Origin of the sequence: Achromobacter sp. ACRQX, assembly GCF_022346505.1 — a bacterium.
GTDB classification, from domain to species: Bacteria; Pseudomonadota; Gammaproteobacteria; order Burkholderiales; family Burkholderiaceae_B; genus Achromobacter; species Achromobacter animicus.
Genome location: NZ_JAKRML010000026.1, coordinates 79,904 through 92,108 on the forward strand (window position 1 = coordinate 79,904; position 12,205 = coordinate 92,108).

10 protein-coding genes, 1 tRNA gene and 1 pseudogene are annotated in these 12,205 nt (G+C 62.2%); 2 read left to right on the forward strand and 10 right to left on the reverse strand.

Annotated elements, in window-relative coordinates; all coding sequences use genetic code 11:
- Positions 1-95: 95 nt before the first annotated feature.
- From MHZ91_RS21000 to MHZ91_RS21045, 10 genes are all read right to left on the reverse strand, one after another.
- Positions 96-386 carry a hypothetical protein gene (locus MHZ91_RS21000; protein ID WP_239215501.1) on the reverse strand — a complete coding sequence of 97 codons (291 nt, stop codon included), beginning with the start codon at positions 384-386 and terminating at the stop codon, positions 96-98.
- 695 nt (positions 387-1,081) lie between these two features.
- Entirely contained in the window at positions 1,082-2,257 is a 1,176-nt protein-coding gene (locus tag MHZ91_RS28425; protein ID WP_370647850.1) for a hypothetical protein, read from the reverse strand.
- Between the two features lie 1,445 nt (positions 2,258-3,702).
- Positions 3,703-4,062: a DUF2514 family protein gene (locus MHZ91_RS21010; protein WP_255810141.1), complete on the reverse strand. Its 360-nt coding sequence runs from the start codon at positions 4,060-4,062 to the stop codon at positions 3,703-3,705.
- A gap of 476 nt (positions 4,063-4,538) precedes the next feature.
- Positions 4,539-4,615 (reverse strand) — tRNA-Arg (locus MHZ91_RS21015).
- A gap of 115 nt (positions 4,616-4,730) precedes the next feature.
- Positions 4,731-5,315, reverse strand: a complete 585-nt coding sequence (locus MHZ91_RS21020; RefSeq protein WP_175124382.1) for a helix-turn-helix domain-containing protein — start codon at positions 5,313-5,315, stop codon at positions 4,731-4,733.
- Between the two features lie 85 nt (positions 5,316-5,400).
- On the reverse strand, positions 5,401-6,693 hold the full coding sequence (locus tag MHZ91_RS21025; protein ID WP_239215503.1) for an FAD-binding oxidoreductase: 1,293 nt from the start codon (positions 6,691-6,693) through the stop codon (positions 5,401-5,403).
- Positions 6,694-6,702: 9 nt separating this feature from the next.
- Complete coding sequence (locus tag MHZ91_RS21030) at positions 6,703-7,392, reverse strand: amino acid ABC transporter permease (protein WP_175139291.1); 690 nt, start codon at positions 7,390-7,392, stop codon at positions 6,703-6,705.
- Between the two features lie 2 nt (positions 7,393-7,394).
- Entirely contained in the window at positions 7,395-8,087 is a 693-nt protein-coding gene (locus tag MHZ91_RS21035; RefSeq protein ID WP_175124385.1) for an amino acid ABC transporter permease, read from the reverse strand.
- 18 nt (positions 8,088-8,105) lie between these two features.
- Positions 8,106-8,897 carry an ABC transporter substrate-binding protein gene (locus MHZ91_RS21040; protein WP_175124386.1) on the reverse strand — a complete coding sequence of 264 codons (792 nt, stop codon included), beginning with the start codon at positions 8,895-8,897 and terminating at the stop codon, positions 8,106-8,108.
- An 86-nt stretch (positions 8,898-8,983) separates the two neighbouring features.
- A complete protein-coding gene (locus MHZ91_RS21045; RefSeq protein WP_056563861.1) occupies positions 8,984-9,733 on the reverse strand; it encodes an amino acid ABC transporter ATP-binding protein in 750 nt (249 codons plus the stop codon).
- Positions 9,734-9,939: 206 nt separating this feature from the next.
- Between MHZ91_RS21045 and MHZ91_RS21050 the strand changes: the two genes are divergently transcribed.
- Both MHZ91_RS21050 and MHZ91_RS21055 read left to right on the forward strand, forming a co-directional pair.
- Positions 9,940-11,442 carry an aldehyde dehydrogenase family protein gene (locus tag MHZ91_RS21050; protein WP_239215504.1) on the forward strand — a complete coding sequence of 501 codons (1,503 nt, stop codon included), beginning with the start codon at positions 9,940-9,942 and terminating at the stop codon, positions 11,440-11,442.
- Between the two features lie 245 nt (positions 11,443-11,687).
- A pseudogene (locus MHZ91_RS21055) lies at positions 11,688-12,205 on the forward strand (phospholipase); the annotation flags it as partial.

Consider the following 12,205-nt stretch of genomic DNA (forward strand, 5'->3'; position numbering starts at 1 on the left):
ATGCAAAAGCCCCGACGGGGGTGTCCCTATCGGGGCCAAAGGAGGTCGACTACTACGATGATGGTCGCAGCAACCGATTGTCGCCGAATGAAAACTCAGGCAGTCAGAAACCGCACGACTTCATCCCAATCATTCGTCGACAACGCCACATCCTCGTAGTCGCCCTCTTCTTCGTCCCAACGCGAGACGCAGTAGCGCTGGCTTCTGCCGGATTCGCGGTCGGCGTAGTTGGCGTAGTCGACATACACCTTCAAGCCGCGCTCCTCGTTCACGAACGAGGGGGCTGCGTCGATGCGTTCGGACGCGTCGAGGTAACCTTTAGGCAAAGTCGGCAGGGTGGAGATGTCGTAGCGGGGAAATTCCCGGCGCAGTCGGTCAAGGTTCATATGGCAAGCTTTAGGGGGCGCGGCAGGAGGGGCTTGAACCCCCGACCTCAGGCTTGGACGGCCCGTAGGAAACTCCATAACGCCTTGATTTTACGCGAGTCTTTGTAATCTTAGTTAGAACAAATCCCCGTTATGGGCCACGATTATATGCGGCTTTACAGCCAGCTGTTCTAACGCCAACCCCACCGCTGCCCCCGTTTCTGCCGCAACATGCTGTATATCCATACATCATGAATCGCAGCAAAATCATGTTTAGCTGCCTCGTTCGCACCCACTACCTCGGTCAGAAGCGCCGGGACAATGACGCCGCGCCAGCAGTCACCGGAACCGTTCGGATGTACTTAATCACGCGTTCGGACATGCGGCGTCAGGTGCGCATCATGACGATGGATGGCCTGGCCAAGTTTGGCGCGATGGCCCGATACCCGACCCGCTCGAGCCAGAGCTGCTCACCTTCTGTTCTGACAGTTGGAGACTGGCGTTCGGCTTCGTAGGGATCGACGGCCGACGCTACTACCAGGGCCGGTGGGTGCAGTGGCCGAGCTTGATTAAGCAACCGGTCGAGCAAGGCCCTTATAGCCGCATCGCACACTACGGGCAAGAATTTGGGGGCCGTTGTGCGAGATGTATAGCTATCGAAACTCCGCGGGCAGGCGTCTACCATCAAGCCAGGAGAACCGAAGCGTTCACAGAAGTTAGGACTTCTTGATTTGCCGGTAAGAGGGCGGAAATTCCAAGAGATCGTCGTAGCGAGAAATAGCCTCAACAGTTTCAACGACAGACTGCCCCGCAAGCGCGCGTATGGCGCTGGGGTCTTTGTTCCACCAGGAGAGGTCGAGCAAACTATCGATAGTGTCGGGATCGAACCTGAAGCCTTCAGACACTCCATTGCCGGACACAATCTCGTAGGGCAACACATCACGATCAACGTATGCGTTGGGCAGCACAACGGAGCCGTTCCCGAGCGTGACCCCGCCAGCAATTACTGCTCCATCGCCAATCTTGCAATCATGCCCCACAACGACGCGACGCTTTGGAGCCACACTGGCCATAGCGTTCACGTTCAATTGAACGGCAAAGTCGAAAAAGGACGATTCAGAAAACGCGCCCGAGTGGGTTGGGTCCGCACCGAGGGTCACGCGGCGGCCGATAGTGCAGTAGCGCCCAATCTCCACGTATGAGCGTATCACTCCGGACAGAACGCTGGAGGCAAATCCAAGGTAAATGGTTCCTTGAACCTCAACGTCGGTCAGGCGGCTATTCGGCTCCGCAAACACACACCATGCATTACCTGCAATTCGAGACAAAGCCGGCTCAACCGCGCGCACGCCACCACTTTGGGGAACACGGGGATCCGGCTTGGAAAGATGCCCGGTCTTCAGAAATTCATTGACCAGCACTTTGAGGCGCCGAGAGACGGACAAGAGTTGGGAAGGTGAGTAATGCCGCGGGTCTTTCATCAATGTGGGGAAAGGTTCCATCTCGTAAACGTCCAGGACGGCAAGCTGGTCACTCGCTGCTGCGGCATCTCGCCAAATTTTGTTAAATGAGGCGAACGTCTCCGGAGAAAGAGCCGAATCAACCACAGCGAAATTCTCAGGAGGAAGAAGCGAGATCGCGGCCCCGCCTTCCGGTATGGAGTCGACGAACAACTCCACCGCACGCCTGTAATCGGCCACCGAGGGGGCTGACTTCCAATAGGTCGGAGAGTAATCGTTGAACGCCCCGTACACAGAAAGCTTTTTAAAGCCGTCGTCTGGAACCCCTTTGCTGAACAAGGAGCCAATGCTAAACACGCGGGGCCAGTTATCCCAGTCCACGCCCGGTAGGCCAAGATAATGCGCGATCGAGCCGCTTTGGCAATTCGCCATGATCCGAACTGGTAATGCTTCGCCTGACTCGTCTTGGCCTGCCGAAACCTCCCTGAACTCGTTTGAATTCACTGATAGGAACTTGATCCATGGGGTCGGGCTGCCAGCGACTGGCAACTGGTCTAACTCCTTGAAGTGCCGCTGAAGATGCGAAGCGAGAGCTGATTCAATGCCCATGTTCATGACACGGCATGAGAATGCGAAGTGGACCAACTTCTTGCGTCGTTCAACTGCAGCAAAGCCCACCAGACCGTAATAGCCGTATTTGTCCCACACGAAGACGCTGAAGGTGTCATGGAGCGTACTTTGGGCGATGTATTCCGGCATTGAACCGTCTGGCACGCGAGACTTAAGGAAGTTCAACTGGTTGGTGCGGTTGATCAGTTCCTCGATTCTCCTGGCGAACCGCAAGTTGTCTGTGCGCTCAACGATGCACACTTTAATTTCACACGTCGCCAGAAATTCTTCATTTGAACTGAGGGCGAGCTTCTTCGCATCTCCTCTCTTTTGCTCGAGAATACGATACTCCTCGACCCGAGATTTTTTCTTCCCCCCGTACGCCTGAAGAACCGCTCGAAGAAGCTCATTCGTCTCGGCAGTAGTCGCATCCACAACGCGAATTGACTCGTTCGCGTGCTCAACCTCGCGCAAATTCAGGTGATTGTCATCAATGAAAATTACATCGGGAGCCCTGAGTTGCATGTCCTTGATAATGCGCTGAACTAGCGCACCTTTCGGTTCGAACGCAATCTCGGGAAACACAAACAGATCCCAAAGCCCCTTCTTTTCGAGCACAGCCTTCGCCCGCGCGAATTCGTTCTTCGAGCAAATTGAGTTGACCACTCCACAAGCGTTAAGGGCCTTAATAAGCTCAACCCGCTCGTCAATCACCTCGACCTCGTCGCCCTCAGCCAACGTGCCGTGCCACAAGGTGTCGTCCAAGTCCCAGATGACCAACTTCGCCTTCATCGCCGTTCCTTTGTAATTTTGAGCAGCGATGCCGATTGGGGCCACGTCGAAGCCTTGCACTTACTCACTGCTGAATCGGGACGAAGTGTAGGTATGCCACAGTGCTAGGTCAAGCCAACGGTTCAAGCCACGTCAAATTTAGAAAAGCAGCCAGGAATTGGCTAAACCATTAGAGTGGATATCGACCGTTAGGGCTGCTATTGCAGAGCTTCGAATTTCAAACTTGAAACCACGAGCGGCCGTGGCTGGCGCGTTGAAGGCCGTTGTTGCCACAGCGCCAGACGGTACAGCGCCCGCCTGTTTAATCACTACGAAGCGATGGCGATTGATGCTGCTTTGGTGCGCTTCGGAGCCAATTCCTTTCTGTACAAATTTTTCACTGACCAGGACGTACGAGAAGCAATACCATCCCGATGCAAAGGTTCGGAAGCGCGTGCCGGCGCCGCAAGCCACTACAGACGTCGAGTGAGCGGCGTCTATCCAAGATTCAGCGAGTCATAGATCGATTCGCATGGAATACCCGCTAATTTGGCACGGTCTGCAATTCCCGCAAATTTTTCAGCTCGGAGACTAACCGGGTCGAGCATGTAAGCGAGCGGATCAACGGAGTCGGCTCCAGGCGAGCTTCCGCTGGTAAGGGCGGGATCCCGGCCTGCTGCGGCGGCAACCAGTGTGTTGGCACGCTCGAGAAACCCGCGACGCTCACAACGAACCCGAGCCGCATCAGCGATCGCGGCATCGGCCAGCTTGTTTGCACCATCACGAGCTTTCTCTACAGCAGCGGTGCGCTGCCTTACTTCGATTCGAGCCGCTTCAATAGCGGCGACTATAGCCAGCGCGTTGGCTTCTCGCTACTTGGCAAATTCGGCATCTGCCCGCGCCGCGGCACCTGCCAGCAACGCGCCAGCCAGCGCCGCCGCAGCGTAAGCCTTCCAGCTAGTCATTGCTGCAGGCAGACCCATGTGTTCGCCTCCCTGCGCTTGACGCGGCCTGACAATGTCACTGGCATACCAATTCTGACGCCCCTTGACCAACCGGTTCAGTTCCGTGCCCCTACCGACATCGTCGCGTGTGGAACTTGCGCCGCATCGTCGAAGAGGCGAGATTGCCAGCGCCCAAGTTGTAGGCGAAGTCGATCAACGCGGCGCGCTGCCCATGCGAACCCGGCGACGACTCACAAACACTACGACAGGCGGGTGGTGAAGAAGGCCTCTACGACAGAGTAAAACTCTAACGCAGGCATTTTTATTCTAATGATTGCCTTATTAACGAACGTCAATGACACGCAATGGCTTGATTTTCTTAGCCATTCTGGCGCGGCAGGAGGGGCTCGAACCCCCGACCTCAGGCTTAGAAGGCCCGTGCTCTATCCAGCTGAGCTACTGCCGCGCGGTGCGGTGACGCCCGGAACCCGTCCGGGCCGCGCATTTTACCCTGTTGCGGAAAAAGCGGCTCGCCCCCCTGCGAGCGTCGCGCAAGCGGGTCGCCTCCAGGCGGGTCGCCCCTACTCCTCGCCTATATCCGTATGCGTGGACACCCACAACACAATCGCATCCTCCGGACTGAGGCTGATCACCCGGTGCCCCATCCGGCTATCTATATAGAAGCTCTCCCCCGCCTTCAGCCGGGCCGGTTCATAGAACTCGGTATAAAGCTGAACCTCTCCCTCCAGCACATACACAAACTCCTCCCCCCCGTGCCGGCTCCAGTCCTGGAACTCGTCAAAGGCGCGCGCCTTGACGCGGGTATGAAACGGCATCATGCGCTTGTGCGATAGCGCAGTGCATAGCAACCGATGATCGTAATACGGAGTTTCGTACTGCCGGCCTTCGCCCTGGCGGCTCAGGCTGCGGCGGCCGGTGCCCATGTGGGCGTCGGAGGCGGTGAAGAGTTCGGCCACGTCCAGGTCCAGGCCCGCGGCAATCTTGATCAGGTTGTCATAGGTGGGGGACAGCAGGCTGTTCTCTATCTTTGACAGGGTGGACGCGGACACGCCGGTGGCCTCGGCCGCCTGCTTTAGAGTCCACGCGCGCGCCTGGCGCAAGGCTCGCAGCCGTTGTGCCAATGCGCTCTGTTTGTTGCCTTGCATCTGTATACCCTGTCATGCCCGCAGTAGTCAGGCCCGCAATACTCAGACCCGAACCCTCAGGCCCGAATCCTCAAGCCCGCAATAGTCAGCCCCGCGATTGACGCTCACGCCACCAATCGCGCGCCTGGTAAGACCAATAAGTCAGTTGAACCGCCGCCGTGCCCAGGCTTCCGCCGTTCCAGGCCAACCCGAACGGTTCGAAGAGCTTGTAGCGCTGCGTGTCGCCGGTAATGCCCTCGGCCACGACGCGTCCGCCCACGGACGTGGTGTTCATGCCGTGTCCGCCGAACGCAGTGCAATACCAGACATTCGGACCCAGCAGGCCGATCTGCGGCATCAGGTGCCGCGCGTAAGCCATGCGTCCCGACCACGCTGCCTCCACGCGCACCCCTTGCAATTGGGGGTAGACGCTGAGCAATTCGCGGCGCAGGGACTCGGCCAGATCGGGCGGGTCGTCGACACGGGTGGTGATTCTACTGCCCCAGCCGATGCGGCCGCCATCCAGGACGCGGTAATAGTTGCCGGCACGCCGGTCGTCGCCGATGGCCGCATTGCTGCGAATGGCTTCGCGCACGCGGTCACCCAGCGGTTCGGTCAGCATGATGTAGGTGGCGATGGGCAGCATTGCGCGGCGCAGGGCCGGCACGACGTCGCCCGTGTAGCCGCCGGTGGCCAGCACCACGGTGGCGGCGTCGATCTGGCCTTGTTCGGTCTTCAGGTGCTTGACCGCGCCGTCCAGCGTGGCCTGCACGACGGGCGAATCCTCGTGGATGCGCACGCCTAGCCGCACGCACTCGCGGGCCAGCGCGCGCGCGTAGTTCAGCGGATGGAAGTGAAAGGACGAGGGGTCTTCGATGCCCTGGTGGTAGACGTCGGACACCAGCCGTTCGCGAACCTGGCTGCGCGAGAGCAGCCGCACGTCGCGCCCGAAGTCGCGCTGCTGGCTGTCGCACCACTGGCGCAACGCGTCGGTGGCTTCGTAGCGCACGACGCGCAGCCGTCCGTCGACCTTGTGGGCGTCGGCGATGCGCAGGTCGCGGATGTTGTCGCGGATGATCTCGACGCCTTCCATCGACAGGCGGTAAAGCTGGCGGTAGTGGTCTTCGTCGACGTGCTTGCGGATGGCGTCGGCGCCCGCGGAAAACGCTGGCGACACCGAGCCGCCGTTGCGGCCCGAGGCGCCCCAGGCGATCCGCCGCGCTTCCAGCAGGGTCACGTTGCGGCCGCGCCGGGCCAGTTCGAGCGCCGTGGACAGGCCCGCCAGCCCCGCGCCGATCACGCAGACGTCGGCGCTGGCCGCGCCCGCCAGCGGCGGATAGTAGGTGTCGCCGTCGGCGATCGTGCGCTTGTAGTAAGTGTCGATGTACTCGGAGACCATGGTGTCGGCTCAGTGCAGGCCCGCGCCTTGCAGGCCCCCGGTCAGGCGCTTTTCCAGCCAGTTGGCCAGGCGCAGGAGCGGGTAGCAGTAGATGAAGTAGATGGCGGCGATCATGCCGTAGATGAACAGCGATTTGGCCGGGAAGGTGATGATGAAGACTTCACCCTGGCGGGTCAGTTCGGTGATGCCGACCACCGAGAGGATGGCGGTGCTTTTGATCAGCATGACGTAGACGCCGCTCATGGGCTGCACGATCAGGCGCATGGCCTGCGGCAGGATCACCAGCCACAGAATCTGCAAAGGGCGCAGGCCCAACGTCATTGCGCCTTCGGTCTGGCCGCGCGGCACGGCCTGGATGGCGCCCATGACAATTTCCGCCACGTAGCAGGACGTGTACACCGACAGCGCCACAAAGGCCGCCGTGCCGGAATCCCAGTGCAGCAGCTCGATACCCGAACTGGGCAGCACGAAGTAGACGATGTAGAGCTGCACCAGAAACGGCGTGCCACGCAGGATGTGGATGTACAGCCCCAGGATCTGATGCACGCCGCGGATGCGGTAGCTGCGGATCACGCCGATCACAAAACCCAGCAGCGAGCCGGCAATGATGGCTACAAACGAGATCTTCAGCGTCTCCCAGAAGCCCTTGAGCAGAAAAGGCAGCACGACGCCGGCGGTGGAAAGATAGGAGTCCAGCATGATTACCTCGCGTTCCAGGCCGGGCCGGCCAGCCACAGGCTGACGCCCTTGGACAGCAACAGCATGACGCAGTAGATCAGCAGATAGCCTGCCGCGATGGTCAGGAAGGCTTCGTTGGGCACGATGCGTTCGCTGTTCATCTGCACGCCCGCGGCAACCAGTTCAAAGACCGTGATCAACGACAGCAGCGACGTGTCCTTGATGAGTACGGCGGTCTGGCCCAGCAGCGGCGGCAGCGTATTGGCAAAGGCCTGCGGCAGCACCACGTAGCGCAGACGCTGGTGGTAGTTCATGCCGCAGGCCTTGGCGCCTTCGATCTGGCCGCGCGGCACGGACTCGATGCCGACGCGGATGATTTCGCTCATGTAGGCCGCGTGGTGCAGGGTCATGGCGAGGATGCCCAGCACCATCTCGCTCCAGCCCTTGGCGCCCGGCACAAGATAAGGCACCGCGTAATAGACCAGGTAGATCTGCACGAGCAGTGGCGTGGAGCGCACGAATTGCACATACGCCGCCACCGGGCGCCACACCGCGCCGCGGGACGACATATGGGCAAGCGCGAGCGGAACCCCGGCCAGCACCGACAGCACCAGGCTTGCGCCCGCCGCGATCAGGGTGTTGGCCAGGCCTTCGGCAAATTGGCCCGTGTACTGGCTGACGATGCGCCAGTTATAGAAATCGATCAGCCAGTCCATGGGCGGTCCCGTCTCCGATCAGTGGTCTTTCTTCCAATCGGTGGAATACCAGTACTGGACCAGTTCCGGCAGCGAGTTGTCAGCGGTCTTCAGCGTTTGCCAGTTGTCCAGCCAGAACTTCAGGCGGAACGCGTTGGGGCCGACAGCAAACGCCAGGGGCTCGCGCACCATCACGCCCTCCAGCACGCGCAGGTTGCCGAAGTCGACGAGAAACTGGTTGGCTGTGGACAGCGACATGATGCCGGCATCCAGCCGGCCGCTGGACAGCGCCTGGCCAACCGGCGCGCTGCCGCCCGAGAACTCCTTGAGCGTGGCCGTGGGCAGCATCTTCTTGCCGACTTCGGCGTAGGTGCTGGCGCCCAGCGCGCCGACGGTAACGCCCGACTTGTTCAGCTCGGCGTAGTTCTTGTACGGGGAATCCTTGGGCACCACGGCGACGGTGTCGGCGTAGAACATGGGCAGCGAGAACAGCACCTGCGCGGCGCGCTGCGGCGTGGGCGTCATGTCCGCGGCCACCATGTCGGCCTTGCCCGACAGCAGCGCGGGCAAGAGGCCCTTCCATTCATAATCCTGCAGCACCAGCTTCACGCCCAGGTCGTCGGCCATGCGCTTGGCGACTTCCACGGCCAGCCCCGTGCGCTTGCCCGTCTTGTCCATGAAGCTCATCAGCGGCCCGGAGGTCTGCACCGCCACGCGCAATTCACCACGCTTGATGATGTCGGAAAGTTCGTCCGCCTGTGCCGGCAGGGCCACGGTGGCGGCCGCCAGGGCGACGCTGGCCACGCCCAGCCATTGTTTGATTTTCAACATTGCTAACCCCTTTGGTGATTGGACCCATATCGTTCCGGGCAAGGCACATCGCGCCGGCAGCGCCCGGATAAGCCGGACCGGCGGGACTACAGAATCTTTTCCAGGAAGGCGCGGGTGCGCGCCTCTTTGGGGTGGCCGAACACTTCGTCGGGCGTACCCATCTCCACGATGCGGCCCGCGTCCATGAAGAGCGCGCGGTCGCCCACGTCGCGGGCGAAGCCCATTTCGTGCGTCACCACCGCCATCGTCATGCCGTCGCGCGCCAGGGCGCGCATCAATTCAAGAATGCCGCCCACCGTTTCAGGATCGAGCGCCGACGTGGCCTCGTCGAACAGCATCAGCTGCGGATCCATCGCCAGCGCGCGCGCGATCGCCACGCGCTGCTGCTGGCCGCCGGACAACTGACTGGGGTAGCGATCGCCGAATTCCGCCATGCCGACGCGGCCCAGGAGGTCGCGGGCGTAGCGTTCGGCATCGGCGCGGCTGCGCCCGCGCACCACCCGCTGGGGTAGCGCCACGTTGTCGAGCGCAGTACGGTGCTGGAACAGGTTGAAGTGCTGGAACACCATGCCGACGTCGGTGCGCCAGCGGTTGACGTCGGTGGCCGGATCCGTCAGCGACACGCCATTGACGCGGATCGTGCCGCTGTCGATGCTTTCCAGCCCGTTCAGGGTGCGCAGCAAGGTGCTCTTGCCCGAGCCGGACGGACCGACCACGACCATCACCTCGCCGCGTTCGAGCTGGCAATCGATGCCGTCCAGCGCCAGATGCGGGGGATGCCCGTCGCGCTGATAGGTCTTCTTGACTGCCTGAACAACGAGCAACGGTTCCGCCACGAATTCACCTTCAGGTGCAGTGCGCACGGGGCTGACTGAGGATCTGCCGCACGCACTAGCGTTTCAAGGAGGCCAGCAAAGGGCGCCTCAAAAATATTTCGCATTTCACGTCATAGTTTCGTATAGTAAATTTTTTTCCAGAATCGCCACTTAGGCATAACCCTTAAGCGAAGGCGCTGACTTCGCAAGGCCTCGAAGGAACCGGCATGGACATTCCTCAAGACATCCTGCGCAATCTCGGACTCACCTCCAGTGCGCTCACCGGCGGCACCCTGATCGCCCGCAGCCCGATCGATGGCGCCGAACTGGCGCAGGTGCATGAGCACACGGTGGCCCAGGCCCACGCCGCCATCACCCGCGCGCGGCAAGCCAGCCTGGCTTGGCGTGACGTCCCCGCCCCCCGCCGCGGCGAACTGATCCGCCTGTTCGGCGAAACCCTGCGCCAGCACAAGCAGGAACTCGGCCGCCTCGTCAGCCTGGAAGCCGGCAAGATCGTCGCCGAAGGCGAAGGCGAAGTGCAGGAAATGATCGACATCTGCGACTTCGCTGTCGGCCTGTCGCGCCAGCTCTACGGTTTGACCATCGCCTCCGAGCGCCCCGGCCACCGCATGATGGAAACGTGGCATCCGCTGGGCGTCGTCGGCGTCATCAGCGCCTTCAACTTCCCCGTCGCTGTGTGGGCCTGGAACGCCGCGCTGGCGCTGGTCTGCGGCAACGCCGTCGTCTGGAAGCCTTCGGAAAAGACCCCGCTCACCGCCCTGGCCTGCCAGGCGCTCTTCGCGCAGGCCGTCCAGCGCTTTGGCGACGCGCCCGCCGGCCTGTCCGAAGTGCTAATCGGCGGCCGCGAGGTCGGCGAAGCCCTGGTCGACTCGCACACCGTCGCACTGGTGTCCGCCACCGGCTCCACCCGCATGGGCCGCCAGGTCGGTCCGCGCGTCGCGCAACGCTTCGGCCGCGTCCTGCTTGAACTGGGCGGCAACAACGCCATCATCGTCGGCCCCACCGCCGACCTCGACATGGCCGCCCGCGGCATCGTCTTCGGCGCCATCGGCACCGCCGGCCAGCGCTGCACCACCACCCGCCGCCTGATCGTCCACGAAAGCGTCGCCGACGAACTGGTCCAGCGCCTGCACAAGGCCTACGCCAGTGCCCCCATCGGCAACCCGCTCGACAGCGGCAACCTCGTCGGCCCCCTGATCGACCGCGCCTCCTTCGACGCCATGCAGGCCGCGCTGACCGCCGCCCGCGAACAGGGCGGCAAGGTCACCGGCGGCGAACGCGTCCTGGCCGACCAATACCCCGACGCCTGGTACGTGCGCCCCGCCATCGCCGAAATGCCCGGCCAGACCGACGTCGTCTGCCACGAAACCTTCGCGCCCATCCTCTACGTCATGCGCTACAAGGACTTCGGCGACGCCCTCGCCATGCAGAACGGCGTGCCGCAAGGCCTGTCGTCCGCCATCTTCACCAACGACCTGCGCGAAGCCGAAACCTTCCTGTCCGCCGCCGGCTCCGACTGCGGCATCGCCAACGTCAACATCGGCACCTCCGGCGCCGAAATCGGCGGCGCGTTTGGCGGCGAAAAGGAAACCGGCGGCGGGCGCGAGTCGGGTTCGGATTCGTGGCGCAACTACATGCGGCGCGCGACCAACACCATCAACTACTCGCGTAATCTGCCGCTGGCGCAGGGAATCAAGTTCGGGGAGTAACGCCGATGCCGGCCACGCGCGGCGCTTGCAGCAAGCTCGCGCGTGGCATCGCATCGAGCCGCAAGGCCCGGCCTGCTCGACCTCGATTCCCGCACCACAACCGGCTCAAAAAGCCCCGCGCATTGTCGACAACGCGCGGGGCTTTTCGCATTTTTTACAGCCCACACATACGATTAGTCTGATTTACAAACTGTTGCCAGAGTCGGTGCTACATTGCCTGATCACAAAAATCAGATACATCCTCAATGACCTCCCGCCGTCCCTTTCACCGCTCTCCCACCCCCCGCCTCCTTGCCGCCATCCTGGCCCTGAGCGCGGCCGGCTCCGCCGCGGCAGGCGTGTCATACCGGCTGGACCGCCCCTCCGCGGCGCCCGGCGAAACCGTCACCATCGAAGCCGTCTTCTTCAACGAAGGCGGCTCGCGCGTCGACTGGCAGGCCCCGCCCGAACTCGTCCTGCAGTGGCGCAGCCCCGACGGCCAGATCGTCCGCAGCCTCGCCAAACTGAAAAGCGGCCGCGACAACTACAGCGTGCCCGTCAACAACTTCGCGCGCATGTCCTGGTCCGCCGAAGTGCCCGCCACCGCACGCGGCCTGCAAGCCGTCTCCATCGAAGGCCAACCGTCCATGATGGCGCTCGACGCCACCGGCCGCGACAGCGGCACCCTGGCCACGACGCCCGCCCAGACGCCCGTCGTCGACCCGCGCAGCGGCCAACCCGTCCCGGCCGCAGCCGTCGCCGCCGCAGGCGCCTCCCCCGAAGC